At 44.5% G+C, this 16,733-nt stretch carries 15 protein-coding genes; 1 reads left to right on the forward strand and 14 read right to left on the reverse strand.

Annotated features, from left to right (window positions below; genetic code table 11):
- Positions 1-5 precede the first annotated feature (5 nt).
- From NBH03_RS02960 to ruvA, 4 genes are all read right to left on the reverse strand, one after another.
- Positions 6-2,354 carry a U32 family peptidase gene (locus tag NBH03_RS02960; protein ID WP_250796952.1) on the reverse strand — a complete coding sequence of 783 codons (2,349 nt, stop codon included), beginning with the start codon at positions 2,352-2,354 and terminating at the stop codon, positions 6-8.
- Between the two features lie 98 nt (positions 2,355-2,452).
- Entirely contained in the window at positions 2,453-2,860 is a 408-nt protein-coding gene (locus NBH03_RS02965) for a cell division protein ZapA (protein ID WP_015514158.1), read from the reverse strand.
- A 130-nt stretch (positions 2,861-2,990) separates the two neighbouring features.
- Positions 2,991-3,992, reverse strand: a complete 1,002-nt coding sequence (gene ruvB, locus NBH03_RS02970) for a Holliday junction branch migration DNA helicase RuvB (protein WP_250796959.1) — start codon at positions 3,990-3,992, stop codon at positions 2,991-2,993.
- A 10-nt stretch (positions 3,993-4,002) separates the two neighbouring features.
- Positions 4,003-4,620 (reverse strand): Holliday junction branch migration protein RuvA, encoded by a 618-nt coding sequence (gene ruvA / locus NBH03_RS02975; RefSeq protein WP_181967463.1) that lies wholly within the window; start codon positions 4,618-4,620, stop codon positions 4,003-4,005.
- Positions 4,621-4,755: 135 nt separating this feature from the next.
- Between ruvA and NBH03_RS02980 the strand changes: the two genes are divergently transcribed.
- Positions 4,756-5,847 carry a ribonuclease H-like domain-containing protein gene (locus NBH03_RS02980; RefSeq protein WP_250796965.1) on the forward strand — a complete coding sequence of 364 codons (1,092 nt, stop codon included), beginning with the start codon at positions 4,756-4,758 and terminating at the stop codon, positions 5,845-5,847.
- Positions 5,848-5,900: 53 nt separating this feature from the next.
- Here the strand turns inward: NBH03_RS02980 and NBH03_RS02985 are convergent, their stop codons facing one another.
- From NBH03_RS02985 to NBH03_RS03030, 10 genes are all read right to left on the reverse strand, one after another.
- Complete coding sequence (locus tag NBH03_RS02985; protein WP_250796970.1) at positions 5,901-6,683, reverse strand: hypothetical protein; 783 nt, start codon at positions 6,681-6,683, stop codon at positions 5,901-5,903.
- Positions 6,684-6,760: 77 nt separating this feature from the next.
- Positions 6,761-8,674, reverse strand: coding sequence for a bifunctional 4-hydroxy-3-methylbut-2-enyl diphosphate reductase/30S ribosomal protein S1 (locus NBH03_RS02990; protein WP_250796972.1), 1,914 nt, complete (start codon positions 8,672-8,674; stop codon positions 6,761-6,763).
- 12 nt (positions 8,675-8,686) lie between these two features.
- Positions 8,687-9,352, reverse strand: a complete 666-nt coding sequence (gene cmk / locus NBH03_RS02995; RefSeq protein WP_250796974.1) for a (d)CMP kinase — start codon at positions 9,350-9,352, stop codon at positions 8,687-8,689.
- A 13-nt stretch (positions 9,353-9,365) separates the two neighbouring features.
- Positions 9,366-10,613, reverse strand: coding sequence for a BaiN/RdsA family NAD(P)/FAD-dependent oxidoreductase (locus NBH03_RS03000; protein ID WP_227082754.1), 1,248 nt, complete (start codon positions 10,611-10,613; stop codon positions 9,366-9,368).
- Between the two features lie 21 nt (positions 10,614-10,634).
- Positions 10,635-11,504 (reverse strand): MurR/RpiR family transcriptional regulator, encoded by an 870-nt coding sequence (locus tag NBH03_RS03005; protein WP_015514151.1) that lies wholly within the window; start codon positions 11,502-11,504, stop codon positions 10,635-10,637.
- A gap of 182 nt (positions 11,505-11,686) precedes the next feature.
- Positions 11,687-12,868: an acetyl-CoA C-acetyltransferase gene (locus NBH03_RS03010; protein WP_117539587.1), complete on the reverse strand. Its 1,182-nt coding sequence runs from the start codon at positions 12,866-12,868 to the stop codon at positions 11,687-11,689.
- 348 nt (positions 12,869-13,216) lie between these two features.
- The gene (locus NBH03_RS03015; RefSeq protein WP_250796976.1) at positions 13,217-14,629 is read right to left on the reverse strand and encodes an oxaloacetate decarboxylase subunit alpha; all 1,413 of its coding nucleotides are present in this window, start codon (positions 14,627-14,629) and stop codon (positions 13,217-13,219) included.
- A 102-nt stretch (positions 14,630-14,731) separates the two neighbouring features.
- Positions 14,732-15,889: a sodium ion-translocating decarboxylase subunit beta gene (locus NBH03_RS03020; protein WP_015514147.1), complete on the reverse strand. Its 1,158-nt coding sequence runs from the start codon at positions 15,887-15,889 to the stop codon at positions 14,732-14,734.
- A gap of 41 nt (positions 15,890-15,930) precedes the next feature.
- Complete coding sequence (locus NBH03_RS03025; protein WP_117526813.1) at positions 15,931-16,305, reverse strand: biotin/lipoyl-containing protein; 375 nt, start codon at positions 16,303-16,305, stop codon at positions 15,931-15,933.
- A gap of 14 nt (positions 16,306-16,319) precedes the next feature.
- A complete protein-coding gene (locus NBH03_RS03030) occupies positions 16,320-16,721 on the reverse strand; it encodes an OadG family protein (protein ID WP_215631247.1) in 402 nt (133 codons plus the stop codon).
- Positions 16,722-16,733: the final 12 nt, after the last annotated feature.

Consider the following 16,733-nt stretch of genomic DNA (forward strand, 5'->3'; position numbering starts at 1 on the left):
TGTCCCTATTCTACTCCTCTTTTATAATGTCCTTTCGTGAAATCTCCGGCAGCTGTCACCCGTTCTCCCTGAAGGGCACGGATGCATGCTTCTGCCATTGCTCTGACAGTATCGCCTGTCTCATTGACAAATTGAAGGCGTACACCGCCAATACCACTTTCCGTTGCCTCATCCAATACATCCATTAAGTATAACGGCACTGAATTGTAAATAAGATTATAGCAGAAAGCGCAGACATTATGCACCAGAAACTTCTTGTGTCTGCGATCTTCCAGTTCATAATACCCGGGTTCTTTGGTGCATTTGCCGGTTGTCTTCATAAGGCATTGTGCCGACACCATAAGCGGCTGATATCCGTAGACGATCATCTCGCTGTTCACCGCAGATCGAAGTCCTGCAATCTCCCTTCGATTCAGTTCCACAGGTAAGGTCATCTGATCCATCATCTGCTCATATACACGGCCGGCTCTGTCATTCATACAATACATATTATAATCCGATATACACGGTTGGTCAAATCCTGCCTTTCTCAGCATCAGCAGCGTCTCCATATTTCTCACCAGGAAGCCGTCTGTCGTTGACTTCAGCTTCTGAATTTTAGACAGACACTGCTTCTTTGTATCATTTCTTAAAATATAAGGCATTGCCAGATAGAATTCTTTGCCCGCACCATGTGTCATAGCAGCTGCTTCAACTGCAAGATTGTCATTGCCTTCGTAATTAAAATAAATGCGGCTGATACCATCCACCTTTGATGCTGCAAGCACCTGTGCTCTTGAAGATGCCAGAACACTGATGGATACAGGTCTCTTTTCTCGCTTTCTGCTATCATTCGACGACTGTAAAATCGACGGCTGCTGTCTTCTGAATGGTGTCAGTACGGCTCTTTCCACAGTATCAAGCGCCTCACGCCTAAACTGGTTCAATTCCTGGACCGTCATATAGCAGTCCTCTTCAAGGAAAATCTCCAGCTGATCGAATTCAAAAGGTGTCCCCCCCGTCTTCATCAGGCGCCTGCGAATCTCCTCTTCTGTAAGCGGCCGCTTCTGGGCTGGCTGGACAATCGCTCCCTCACTGCAGACATGCATATCTCTATAATATACATCTATTCTAGCAGGTAAATCTTTCGAAATACTTACATATCCATAAAGCTTCTCTTTCAGGTCACTGTTTTTGACATACTGCTCGGTAACCGACTGGATCAGCGATTGATTTCGTGTTCTCATAACGGAACATGTCTGCTTAAATGGTTTGCCTGTATACTTCACCTTCAGCTGTCCACCCACCGAAACAGCTTTGTCCAGTTTGACTGACTGTCCATCCGGCAATTCCAGAACATCACCCGCTCCCAGGGCCTTCATAGGCTGTATCTCCATTTCACCCCTGCGGTTTATTCTTCCTTGTCCGATATTCAAGCCCGAATGGTTCGGACGTTTAACCGACATCATCTCCTGCCCATTGTGCCTGTAAAAATAGCCGTCCGTGAAACCGCCTCTGTTATACAGATCCATTAACTGCTCCAGATCTGCCTGATCCACATGATAATGTTCACGCCCACCTGTCAGATATAGGTCTGTATACTTGCGATATAAATAAGCTGTCAGTGCTGCGTATTCCGGCTTTTTCATGCGGCCTTCTATCTTCAGAGAATCCACACCTGCATCAATCAGATCCGGCAGCAGCTGCAGGCTGCACAAATCCTTCGGACTGAGAAGATAGCCGCTCTTCTCCCTGCTGTCCGAACGAAAGGTCCATGGAAGGCGGCATGGCTGTGCACATCTGCCGCGATTACCGCTTCTTCCTCCGATCATACTGCTCATCAGGCACTGTCCCGAATAGCAGTAACAAAGTGCTCCATGCACAAATGTCTCAATCTCCACCCCTGTCTGCTGTTTCATATCCGCAATTTCTGATAAATCCAGCTCACGGGGTGTAACAATTCTTGATGCACCATGATCTCTGAGCCATTTGCCGTAATCCGTTCCGCAGACTGTCATCTGTGTACTGGCATGTATCGCCATATCCGGAAAAAGTGTATGAATCATTTCCATAACGCCCAAATCCTGTACAATGACCGCGTCCAGTCCCTGTTCATAAAAAGGCCGGATATAATCTTCCAGCTGCCCTTCTATTTCTGTGTTTTTCAAAAGTGTATTCACCGTCATATAAAGCTTCCGCCCATGAAGATGCGCATAGTCAATCGCTGACAGCATCTGCCCTGCATCCGCATTATCTGCATAGGCTCTTGCGCCGAACATCGGTCCGCCCATATACACAGCATCCGCGCCTGCCTTATAGGCCGCCTTCATCGTATCAAAAGAGCCTGCCGGTGCCAGTACCTCTATTTCTCTCATTCTCTATCTCCTGTCCTGCCGTGAAAAAAGAAAGGGCGCCGCAACTTATCACTACTGAATCCGTACAGCAACCCTTTTTACATCGTCAAGAAAGCCGATTAATCATTCTGGCGTTCGGCCTTCGCCTCAAGCTTTACAATCTGTTTCTGAAGTTCATTAATCTCGTCTTTCAGCTGATCAATCTTCTTCGTGGATTCATCCAACTGAATCTGTGCTGAGATCAATTCGTGCTTTAGATCATACTCAGCCTTATCCTTATCTTCCAGATCTGCTTCAAGCTCGCTGATTCGTTTTCTTGCTTTATAATAATCATCTGCCATGTTCAGCTCCAGCAAAGTCTTCTGCATATCGCTGCCCATCCGCTTATACCCCGGCATCTGATTAAGCTCTGTCATCTTATTGTTGATATATAATGCAATCTTCTGAAGATATTCCTCGCTCTCATAGCCGCTCAGTGTATAGACCTTTCCACCGAGCAAAACCTGAACATCTGTCTTTGATGCCATTCCATATCCTCCTTTTATCTTCAGTCCTTACAAGGTTCATTGTCACCCAATCCCGTCTGTTACCATTATAAACGAATTAACCGGAATTACAAGTCTTAATTCAAGTCCTTCAAGCAGGCATTGTCTCCTGTTATGACGCATCAGCCGGAATTCCGCAGTGAGCTCTGGCAAGTTCTGTTACAACTCTTCCCCGCGGTGTTCTCTGTATAAATCCATTCTTGATCAGATATGGTTCATACACCTCTTCCAATGTTCCGGAATCCTCTCCAAGAGCTGCCGCCAGTGTATCAAGACCAACCGGTCCGCCTCTGAACTTATTCATCATGGTGAGTAAAATGTTTCTATCTGACTGATCCAGACCATACTTATCCACATCCAGAAGATCCAGTGCTTCATTGGCAACCTGCAGCGTGATCACACCATCGTGACAAACCTGGGCATAATCGCGTACACGCTTTAGCAGCCGATTGGCCAGACGCGGGGTTCCTCTGGAACGTCTGGCAAGCTCCTCTGCTCCCCGCTCATCGATCTTCACATGTAAAACTTCTGCTGACCGCCTGATAATCGTCATTAAATCCTGGGTTGAATAAAATTCCAGACGACTGACAACACCAAAACGATCTCTGAGTGGCGCCGTCAACAGTCCGGCTCTTGTCGTTGCCCCCACCAGTGTAAACTTCGGAAGATCCAGACGGATGGATCTTGCAGCTGCGCCTTTGCCAATCACAATATCAATTGCAAAATCTTCCATCGCCGGATAAAGGACCTCTTCTACCTGTCTGTTCAAGCGATGAATTTCATCAATGAAGAGAACATCCCCCTCCGACAGATTATTCAATATAGCAGCAACCTCACCCGGTTTCTCAATGGCCGGTCCCGATGTCACTTTCATCTTCACGCCCATTTCATTGGCAATAATTCCCGCCAACGTCGTCTTTCCTAATCCCGGAGGTCCATAGAACAGGACATGATCAAGTGGTTCTTCTCTCTGTCTGGCTGCCTCAATATAAATAGAAAGTGTTTCCTTCACTTTCTGCTGTCCGATATAATCCTTCAGAAGCTGAGGCCTGAGATGATTCTCGATCTTGACATCTTCCTCTGCAAACTCGGTTGTAATAATTCGTTTTGCCATTGTCTCTCACCTAAAATATCATAATTTTCTTCAAAGCCTGTTTCAAAAGCGTCTCACTGTCCATCTCATCTGCCCCTGAAACAGCACGCACCGCACGAACAGCCTCCGTATTACCATAACCCAGTGCTGTCAATGCCATAATGACTTCATCCCGAACATTCGCAGCCGCATCGCCAGGGTCCGAAAGACTCATCTCTGCATCGCCATGACCTTCGATCATGGATTCAAGATTCAGCTTGTCCTTCAATTCAATAATCATTCGCTTCGCCGTCTTCGGTCCGATCCCCGGAGCCTTGGCAATTGCCTTGGCATCTTCCGCTAATATTGCAAAACGGAGCTCGTCAGCTGTCATCGCTGACAAAATTGCCAATGCCGCTTTCGGTCCGACACCATTGACAGTGATCAGCAGCTTGAAGATCTTCAGATCATCTTGCGTCAAAAAGCCAAATAATCCCAATGCATCTTCTCTCACATAAGTATACGTATATATCTTAACAACATTCCCTGGATCCGGCAGTACCTGAGCTACCGACACGGGTATCTGTATTTCATAGCCAATACCATGACAGGCAACAACAATCGTATCCTGGCCGGCATCACATAATTCTCCCTGAATAAACGCTATCACTCATTTCACCTCTTCGAAAATCATCATACCACAAAACAACTGTTCAGTCCAGTCCAAACACAAAACAACTGTTCAGTCGATAAAGGCTGTTCAACTATGTCTCTTTATGATAAGATAGCGTCAGGAGGATCTATTATGCTTACATTTGATACATTTTATCCATCAGACATACATATTACTGATCAGACGCTGCTTCTGAACATCGAGACAACCGGTCTTTCCCCCAGGAACGCTTTTGTGTTTATGATCGGACTGGGATGGCAGGAAGAAAAAGGATGGCATTTTCAATGCCTGCTGGCCGAAAAGAAAATGGATGAGCGTGAACTGATGCAGTCTTTCCAACAGATACTTGAGAATTTCAGCCAGGTACTCACCTATGGCGGTCACAGTTTTACTTACCGCTTTCTCAACAACCGCTGGCGCAATTACAGCGACGCCGACTGTTTTTCCAGCGAAGATACTGCTGATCTGACACTCTTTCAAAGCGTCCGACAGCTGGATATTCAAAAAGATATCTCTCCTTTCAGGCATCTGCTTTCTCTGGAAAACACCCGAAAAGCCACCGCTGAAGCCTTTATTCGCTATACCCGTCCTGAGCATCTTGACCCTGAAGCATTGGTTAAATGCTATACATCATGGGAGCTTTCCAAAGAAGATACGCTGCTTTTACAGCTGAAGTCCCATCATGAAGCGGATATGATCGGACTACTCCACCTCCATTCACTCTCTGCCTATACACAATTTTTCAGAGGAAGGTTCGCCAAAGTACATCTTTGCAGGTTAGAAGAGAATTTCTGTCACCTTGCTCTCATATTAGAGACACCGGTCCCCCAAAGGGTCCAACTGGCGAACGCTCTGCTTTCTCTCTCTTTAGAGAAAGATACGGCACATCTTGTCATTCCGGTTTTATCCGGTGAATTGAAATATTTTCTCCCAGGCCCCGTCAAAGACTATTATTATCTTCCCAAAGAAGACCGTGCCATCCATCGCTCTATTGCCTGTTACGTCGATAAAGCATACCGTCAAAAAGCAACCGCAGCCACCTGTTACATCCGCCAGGAGGGGATTTTCCTCCCATCTTTTGACACTTCACTGCAGCCTACTTTCAAGAAAAGCTTCGATGACAAGCAGCTGTATATCCTGTGTGATACAGAAAAATTGACATCTGACCCGGCATTTCTCAGGTCTTATATATCCTCTCTCATCAAAGAAGTTGCTTCTGTGTAACACCGTTTTTCCGTATGATTTAAAAAGCAAAAATAAAAGGGCTCTGTGCCCTTTTATTTTTGCTTCGATTCTGCATCTTTTTTATTTTTGCCGAGGATGGAGTGAAAATCCAGCTTATTTCTGGCATCATTGACCATCTGATCAATTTCTGCTTCAGCCTCCTTATCCACATTGACCGTGGAATTCATTTCATACTTTCTCTTCTCAATCTGATTCAGAAAATTCCTTCTGCTGTTTTTAGACATCGTGCGATCAAGAAAAGTATCACGACTGACTGCATAAATCCACGGATGTGTCTGACAAATCTTCTCCTTTGCCTGGTGTCCGGCCTCTGATTGCTTCGCATCCAATACAATGGTATGGCACTTAAAATCCCGGTCATAAATATACAGTGTATATTCTGAAGGCTTTGCAACAGTTCCATAAACAGGCTCTTCAAAACAGGCAATAACATTCTCCAGCCGTATCACCTTACACATATTAAAAATATGCTTGGAAAAGAGTAGCATAAACTGATCCGTTACAATCAGATTGCCTGCACTGACCACTGACTTGTCCTGCATATCTTTCTTCAACAGATCATAACTTCGCTGACTTCGTCCAAAAACGAATCTTTCAAAATGAAAAGCCTGATAAATCAGCACAGTTCCCAACGCAACCATCAATGCGCAGATCAGCAGTCCTAATATATATGCAAGTCTGCTGTTGGCATCATAACTGTTCATGACTTCCTGCAAAATAGAGACGACAATCCCTGCCGAAATCAACAGCAGTGAGCATCCCATCATCAAGCGTAATACAAAGCATTTTAACTTTATCGCATAGTAAGGCTGCATATAAAACCTCCTTTTGAAAAAAGAGGCCTTACCTGCCAACAGCAGGCAAAGCCTCTCCTGAAATCATAAATGATAATTTATTCTTCAGTTTCTTCCTTTGCATCAAGTGCTTTCATGCTCAGGCTGATCTTCTGAGATTCTTCATTGAAATCTACAACCTTTGCTGTGATTGTCTGACCATATGAAAGAACATCAGATGGTTTGTCAACATGATCTCTGGAAATCTGAGATACATGAAGAAGTGCATCTACGCCTGGTTCAAGTTCAACGAATGCACCAAAGTCTGTCATTCTTGCAACTTTACCTTCAACAACATTGCCTACCGCATACTTATCAGCAGCTGTAAGCCATGGATTTGTTTCAGGGAATTTCAGGCTTAATGCAATCTTTTCGCCCTGAATATCTTTGATCAGGACTTTAAGTGTATCACCGACTTTAAGAACCTTCTTTGGATTCTCAACTCTGCCCCATGACATTTCAGAAATGTGAAGCAGACCATCTGCACCGCCAAGATCGATGAATGCGCCAAAATCTGTTACATTCTTTACACGGCCTTCAACTGTATCACCGATATTGATCTTTTCGAATAATTCTTTCTGTTTCTGAGCTTTCTCAGCAAGGATCAGCTGCTTTCTGTCACCGATGATTCTTCTCTTGCGTGGATTAAACTCTGTGATTACAAAAGAGATCTCCTGATCCTGGTACTTGGACAGGTTCTTCTCATAAGTATCGGAAACAAGGCTTGCAGGAATAAATACTCTTGCTTCTTCTACAACAACGCTTAAGCCACCGTCAAGAACGTTAGCAACTTTTGCTGTAAGGACTTCCTTGTTGTTATAAGCTTCTTCAATTCTCTTGTTGCCTCTTTCAGCCAGCAGTCTCTTATATGTTAAGAGAACCTGACCTTCGCCATCATTTACTTTCAGAACTTTAGCCTGCATTGTATCGCCAACATTGACAACTGTTCTAAGGTCGAGATTAGATGTATTGGAATACTCATTTCTCGTGATGATTCCGTCTGCCTTGTAGCCTATATTAAGAATGATCTCGTCTTCTTTGACATCGATGACGGTACCTTCAACGACTTCTCCTGTTCTGATAGTTTTTAATGATGCTTCCAGCATCTGTTCAAAACTCTGTTCATTACCCATTTCTGACATATTGGTGTGAACCTCCTCGATAATATTATTTGGGGTCGATGCCCCTGCTGTAATACCTACATTACCTATAGATTCAAATGTCTTCAAATCCAAGTCAACAAGTGTCTGTATATAGTAAGTATTTTTACATTCGTTTTTGCAAATATCATATAATTTCTGCGTATTGGAACTCTGTCTTCCGCCAATGACAATCATTGCATCAACGCGTCCGGCTATCTCCCGGGCTTCTGACTGGCGTTCCTCAGTCGCATTGCATATAGTATTTAGACATCTTATATCATAACCCTTTTTTGAAATAATTTCAACTAATAATTGAAATTTATTGTAATTAAATGTCGTTTGTGATACAAGACACAATTTTTTGTCCGGATCAGTCTTAAAATTCCGGGCTTCTTCCTCAGATTCGATAATCACCGGCGGTTCCTTGCACCACCCGCTGATTGCCTGCACCTCCGGATGATCCGCACTGCCTATAATAATAATGCCATATCCCTGTTCGCTGTATTCCTCGACAATGTGATGGATTTTCTTAACAAAAGGACATGTGGCATCCACAATATCAAATCCCATCTGTTTCAGAAGATCAATCTCCTCTTTGGATACTCCGTGTGACCGAATGATCATCGTCCCGCCTGCAAGGGCAGCTGCTTCTTCGATGGAATGAACCACCTTTATCCCTTTGGCCTCAAGGTCCTCAACAACCGTTTCATTATGTATGATCGGGCCATACGTGTAGACCTTGTCCCTGCCGGCAATGCCATAAGCCATATCAACCGCCCGACGGACACCGAAACAAAATCCTGCTGTCTTTGCCAATATAACATTCTTCATTCTATTCACCTTCTAAATGCGGTCAAGAATCAGCTGTCTAAGGCAATTAACGACTTCATCAATATTCATCTGTGATGTATCCACTCTGACCGCATCCTCTGCCTGTTTAAGCGGTGCGATTACCCGGTTCATATCACGTTCATCACGCTCAATGACCTCACGTTCAACATTCTCCAAGGTACAATCGATTCCCTTCGCTGTAAATTCTTCATATCGTCGCAGGGCACGCACATGCGCATCCGCCGTCAGGAAAATCTTCACATCCGCATTCGGTAAAACATGCGTTCCGATATCTCTGCCATCCATAATGACATTTGATGCAGCTGCCAGAGAACGCTGCAGAGAAAGCAGTTTAGCCCGCACTTCAGGTATTGCCGAAATCTTGCTGGACATCTCACTGACTGCCTCCGTACGGATAAAATCATTAACATTCCTTCCATTCAGAATAACCTGCTGTTCACCATCGCTGTATCGGATATCGATTGTGATTGCATCACAGGCACTTCTGACAGCATCCATATGCTGAATGTCCGTCTTCTGCTCTATCATATATAATGCCATGGCTCGATACATCGCACCAGTATCCACATAAATATAGTCCAGCTCCTTGGCAAGCTTTTTGGCGATTGTGCTCTTTCCTGCACCAGCTGGTCCATCTATCGCTACATTTATACTCATTATTCTCATTCCTTTACTCTGTGATTGCTTCTGCCGCAGACCTGCCCGCCAGATAAGCCGTTGACCAGGCAATCTGAAGATTATAACCGCCGGTAACTGCATCCAGATCCAGGATCTCACCGGCAAAATACAGCCCCTTCACAAGCTTCGATGCCATCGTACTCGGGTCCACCTCTTTAACACGGATGCCTCCCTGGGTAATGATTGCCTCATTAAAACCGCGCACACCTGTCACCGTCATAGTCAGATGACGCATTGTATGAATCAATTTCTGGCGCTGCTGTTTCGTCACATCATGCACGATCATGTAAGGATCAATCCCCGAAAGTCTGATAATCACAGGTATCAGACTGGACGGTAAAAGTTCTGACAATGCATTTCTGATCTGCTTATTCATGTTCTTATCAAAATCCCTAAGCAGCCGTGCATCCAACTGTTCTTCGGTCAATGAAGGTTTCATATCAATCTCAGCCGTAACAGTGCCTTTCTTCAGATAAGGGGCTATCCGGGTACTGCCGCTTAATACAACCGGTCCGGTAATGCCAAAATGTGTAAACATCATCTCTCCGAATTCCCGGTAAAATTCTTTCTTCCCGCATCGAAGGGAAAAACTGATATTTTTCAAAGACAGTCCCTGAAGTTCTGTACACCATGCATCATCCACAACCATCGGTACAAGTGAAGGCACCCTTGGCGTCACATGATGACCCGCATGCTCAGCCATCCGATAACCGTCTCCGGTAGAACCTGTTGAAGGATAAGAGACACCGCCGGCAGCCAGGATCACCACATCTGCTTCAACCTTCTCTCCGCCGGACAAGAAAATCCCTCTTATCTCATTGTCTTCAATCCACAAATCACAGACTTGCTGTTTCAAATGGACCTGCACATGCCTGTCCTTCAAAACACGTTCCAGTGTACGGATCACATCAGAGGATTTATCTGAAACCGGAAATACTCTCTGGCCTCTTTCTGTCTTCAATTCCAGTCCCTGTTCAGTCAGGAACTGCATCATATCCTGATTGCTGAATGTATAAAATGCAGAATATAAAAATCGTGCATTTGTCACGACATGACTCAGCAATTCCTCCACATCATCGCATCCGTTTGTAATATTGCATCGACCCTTACCGGTAATAAAGAGTTTCTTCCCAAGTTTCTCATTATGTTCATATATATGAACTTCCGTATGTTCATTTGCTGCCGAAACAGCCGCAAACATACCGGCGGCTCCACCGCCGACAATTATTATTTTCTTCATAAAAAGACTCCATCCGAATCATTAATCAATGCGTTCATATTCGTTCATCGTATTCCATATTGATTCCATAGACAACATTGTATCCGTTACGGAATCCTTATACCGCATACTCAGTGCTGCCAGCAATGCATTGACAACACTGAGCGGTGCAACAAGCGAATCCACAAAGGAAACCATATCACTGCCTGCATAAATCGAACAATCTGCATATTTAGCCAATGGTGACTGTTCGCCGTCTGTAATAGCGATGATCTTCGCCTTACGGTTCTTGGCGAATGAAACGGTCTGTATTGTCTTCACTGAATAACGTGGAAAACTGATTGCAAGAATCACATCCTGCTCTCCAATACGATGAATCTCCTCAATTGATTCTGTCACACTGTCTGAACGTATTAATCGAACATCATCAAAGATATAGCTCAGATAATAGTTTAAAAATGAAGCAAGCGTACTGCAGCTTCTCCCGCCGATCACATAAATCTTCCTGGCATCCCCAATCAGATCAACCGCCCTGTAAAATGCATCCCGGTCAATCATTTCTTCCGTATGTTTCAAATTCTGTATATCATTATGGAGCACAGAAGAAATAAGATCCGGGCTCTCAGATAATCTCTCGTATGCCAGTGAAATTCTCTGAACAGAACTCAATCTCTGTTTCACAAGTTCTCCCAGTGCCTTCTGAAACTGCGGATATCCTTTAAAGCCAAGCTCTGTTGCAAATCGAACAACCGTCGATTCACTGACTCCGACAATCTTTCCAAGGCGAGCCGCTGTCATATCCACTGCCTTATCATAATTATTACATATATAATCTGCTATATATCTCTGTCCTTTGCTGAATGTTTTATAAGCTTCCTCTATTAATTGCAGCACATCTGCCGATGTATCCATATTTGCCTCCAGTTTTTTCATCAGTCTGTTTTATCATAACACAGATTTTTCATTCCCGCAAGTAATCAAAGAATGCACACAAACTTATACTTCTTTGTGAATAATGCGAAGAAAAGGCTGTTCCAAAACATGTTTTGAAACAGCCTTTCTTTCATCCTCTATGTATGTTAGAAGAAAAGGAATTATTTTTTAACGATAAGAGCCTGGCCCTGGCCACCACCGATACACAGTGTAGCAAGACCTGTATGGGCGTCTTCTCTCTTCTGCATTTCATATAATAATGTAACAAGGATTCTGGCACCTGATGCACCAATTGGATGGCCAAGAGCAATAGCACCACCATTAACGTTAACCTTGCTCATATCAAACTTAAGATCCTGAGCAACTGCCAGAGACTGAGCTGCGAAAGCTTCATTTGCTTCGATCAGATCAAAATCATCAACTGTCATGTTAGCTCTAGCCATTGCCTTAGTAACTGCAGGGACAGGGCCAACACCCATGATAGATGGATCTACACCGCCTGTAGCATAGGAAACGATTGTTGCAAGAGGTTTGATACCTAATTCATCAGCTTTTTCTTTGGACATAACAACCAGAGCTGCTGCACTGTCGTTGATACCTGAAGCATTAGCTGCTGTAACTGTACCGCCATCTCTCTTGAAAGCTGGTTTTAATTTAGCCACTTTTTCAAGTGTTGTGCCGAATTTAGGATGTTCATCTGTATCAAATACTGTATCACCCTTCTTGCCATGGATAACTACAGGAACGATTTCATCTTTGAACTTGCCTGCTTTGATAGCTGCTTCTGCTTTGCTCTGGGAAGCTACTGCAAATTCATCCTGCATTTCTCTTGTGATACCGTATTTCTCAGCAACGTTTTCAGCTGTGATACCCATGTGATACTGGTTGAAAGCATCCCACAGGCCATCATTAACCATAACGTCGATCATCTTAGAATTGTTCATTCTTGCGCCCCAACGAGCACTAGGAATTGCATATGGAGCAGCACTCATGTTCTCTGTACCACCACAAACAACGATTTCAGATTCGCCTGCAAGAATCTGGTTAGCTGCAAGAGCAACACTCTTCAGACCAGAACCACAAACGATATTAATTGTCATAGCTGTTGTCTCAATAGGAAGACCTGCCTTTAAAGTAACCTGACGAGCGATATTCTGGCCAAGACCTGCCTGTAATACGTTACCGAAAATAACTTCATCAACCATCTCAGGTTTGATGCCTGCTCTCTTAACTGCTTCCTTAACAACGATTGCACCAAGTTCTGCTGCTGGAACATCCTTTAATGTACCGCCAAATGTACCGATAGCTGTTCTACATGCACTTGCAATTACAATTTCTCCCATGATCTTGTTCTCCCTTTCAATTAACATAACATGATAAAATATTAATAAAGCTGCAATGTCACGTGCGTATTAACGAAACTCTTTGAAAAACTTTTGAACCATTTTCAACTCCCATGAGCATTCGTTAATTCTTTAACATCGTGTTGATGTTATTATATCATGAATTTCTGATTTGTACAGTACTTTTTTTTAATTTTTTAAAGTTTTTTATTTTTTGTCTGAAAATCATCCCTGTTCGGCAATTTCTTTCAGCACTATTGATTGACGAGTGCTCGCAAAAAGCAAATTGGCCCAGCCAATTACATGTTAATAATCTAACGTGATTGGCTGAACCAATTTATCTATTTCCTACACTGGATAAGCTCCGGCTTTCGTGTCCGCCCGGGTAGGATCGACTTTCTCCTGCTGCGCCTCACGGTACTTGAAGAAATCAACGGCTACCTGCGGGAATAAAGCGTAGGATAATACATCTTCATCCTGCTGTTTATAGCGGGCCACCTCTTTCTCCATTTCCCTCAGCTCAGGTTCCAGAAGGTCTGCCGGACGACAAGTGATCGGTGTCTCATCACCGCAGGCTTTCTTCTGAACTTCTGGATTAAATGGCTTCACGGTCTGACCGTATTCGCCATGAAGCAGGGCCTTGCTTTCTTTGGTAATCATTTTATAGCGTTCCCCCATCAGAACGTTCAGTACAGCCTGGGTACCAACAATCTGTGATGATGGTGTTACAAGCGGCGGTTCACCAAAGTCTTTTCTTACACGAGGGATTTCCTCAAGTACGTCATAATATTTATCCTCAGCATGTGCATCTTTCAACTGCGATACCAGATTGGAAAGCATACCGCCGGGTACCTGATACATCAGTGTCTTGATATTAACGCCAAGCACCTTCGGATTCAGCAGACCGCTCTTTAAAGCTTCTTCCTGGATCGGTCTGAAATAATCTGCAATCTCTGCCAACAGTTTCTGATCAAGGCCTGTATCAAACGGTGTTTCCCTGAATGTCTCACACATCACCTCTGTAGCCGGCTGACTGGTGCCCAGGGCGAACGGTGACATCGCTGTATCAATGATATCACATCCTGCCTCAACAGCCTTCATATACGTCATAGAAGCGACACCGCTTGTGTAATGGGTATGAAGCTGAATTGGCAATTTTGTAGAAGCCTTTAACGCTTTTACAAGTGCTTCTGCCTCATAAGGCACAAGCAAGCCCGCCATATCCTTGATACAAATGGAATCAGCCCCCATCTCCTCGATTTTCTTGGCAATTTCTTTCCAGTAATCCAGAGTATACGCTTCTCCCAGTGTATAACAAAGCGCGATCTGTGCATGGCCGCCTTCCTTTTTGCAGGCCTTAACAGATGTTTCAAGGTTGCGGAGATCATTAAACGCATCAAAAATACGAATAATATCAATACCATTTGCAATGGATTTCTGAACAAAATACTCAACCACATCATCTGCGTAATGACGATAACCAAGAATATTCTGACCTCTGAACAGCATCTGAAGCTTTGTATGCTTAAATCCGTCTCTTAGCTTACGAAGTCTTTCCCATGGGTCCTCCTTCAGGAAACGCAGACAGGCATCAAAAGTGGCTCCGCCCCAGCATTCTACAGAATGGTAGCCAACCTGATCCATCTTGTCGATAATCGGCAGCATCTGCTCTGTCGTCATTCGTGTGGCAATCTGTGACTGATGGGCATCTCTGAGAATGGTCTCAGTAATACCCACAGGTTTTTTCTTAATCTCGGACATTTTTCATTCTCCTATCATTCATATATCAAACTCAGAATCTGCCCGCAGACACCGGCGCCAAGTCCATGTCTGCACTGCAGATACATCGTAAAAGTCGAATCCTTATGCACCAAAAATAGCCATAAATACACCGGCAGCAACTGCTGTACCGATAACACCGGCAACGTTCGGTCCCATGGCATGCATCAGCAGGAAATTTGTCGGATCCTCTTCTGCACCGACTTTCTGAGAAACACGGGCTGCCATCGGTACTGCGGATACGCCCGCGGAACCAATCAGAGGATTTACCTTGCCTCCGGTTACTTTGCACATAATTTTGCCAAACAGGACACCGGATGCTGTTCCCACTGCAAAAGCTATCAGGCCAAGGGCTACAATCTTGATGGTTGTCCAATTCAGGAATGCTTCTGCACTTGTTGTGGCACCAACGGATGTACCAAGAAGAATAACGATGATATACATCATGGCATTGGATGCTGTTTCAGCAAGCTGTTTAACCACACCGCTTTCCCTGAAAAGATTACCCAGCATCAGCATACCTACAAGAGGTGCTGTTGAAGGCAAAATCAGTACGACCACAACAGTAACAATGATAGGGAAAAGGATTTTCTCCAGTTTGGATACTGGTCTTAACTGCTCCATCTTGATGGAACGTTCTTCTTTTGTTGTCAGTGCCTTCATGATCGGCGGCTGAATGATCGGCACCAGGGACATATAGGAATATGCCGCTACGGCAATCGGTCCCATAAGATGTGCCTGTCCCAGCTTACTAGCCAGATATATGGATGTCGGGCCGTCCGCACCGCCGATAATGGAAATAGCTGCAGCCGCTGCATCTTCAAATCCAAGACACATAGCGCCAATATAAGCAAAGAAAATACCAAACTGTGCTGCTGCTCCCAGAAGAAAGCTGGCAGGATTGGCAATCAGCGGTCCAAAGTCTGTCATGGCACCGACACCAAGGAAGATCAGTGACGGCCATATGCCCCACTCGTCTCCCAGAAAGAAATAATGCAAAAGTCCCGCTGATGTACTGCCGTCCGCAGCGGCCTCCTCCACAGTTTTCATGATATCCGGATACAGATTGACCAGAAGCATACCAAATGCGATCGGCACAAGAAGAAGCGGCTCATAACCGCGTCCAATGGCCAGATACAGGAAAAAGCATGCCACAAATATCATGATGAAATTTCCCACCGTCAGATTGAAAAATGCAGTCTGATGGACGAGATTTCCTAATGTTGTAAAAATATAATCCATATTGAAGCCTCCCGTACAGATGAATTAAATTAACAGTGACATTAATTCATCGTTGCGAGAACATCACCGGCTTCAACCGCATCACCGGCTCCAACATTCACAGATGCAACTGTGCCATCCTGCGGTGCAACAATTTCGTTCTCCATCTTCATCGCTTCAAGGACAAGAATGACTTCGCCCTTCTTCACTGCAGCACCGGCATCTTTCTTCACTGCAATGATCTTGCCTGGCATTGGTGCAGAAACCTTCACAGAGCCTGCTGCTCCGGATGCTTTGGCCTTCTTAGCAGGGGCTGCTGCCTTTACAGGAGCGGCTTTCACTGGAGCGGCTGCAGGCGCTGCTGCCTGACCCTCTCCTACTTCCTCAACAGAAACTTCATAGCTGACACCATTAACGGTCACAATATAGTTTTTCATAATTACTTGTCCTCCTACCAGCGGTTCGTACTTTTTCTTCGAATTGAACGGACGATTAACTTATCCGGTGATGTTTCAAGGGATGCAGCCAGCGCAGCAGTAATCACTGCCACAAGAGCCAGATCATCCGTTTCATCAATTTCTTCCTCATCTGCCGCCGGTTCTTCAGCAACAGTCTCAGTAACTGCCTGTTCATTCTTCGTCTTACGGTTTCTAAACCAGTTCTCCAGCTGACTGATGTATTTAAATCTTGATATGAGAAATGCAATGAATATCAGAACAACAAAGACTGTTCCCATACCCATCAATGTATTCATTCCGGCTCTTACCATCTTATCTCCAAACTGTGAACCACAGCCGGTAAGCGCCAGCGTCGGCAGCAAAAGAGCCTCACAAGCCATTAATTTCTTCTTCATAGATAGCGCCTC

Source organism: Coprococcus intestinalis (assembly GCF_023656595.1).
Lineage (GTDB): Bacteria > Bacillota > Clostridia > Lachnospirales > Lachnospiraceae > Coprococcus_A > Coprococcus_A intestinihominis.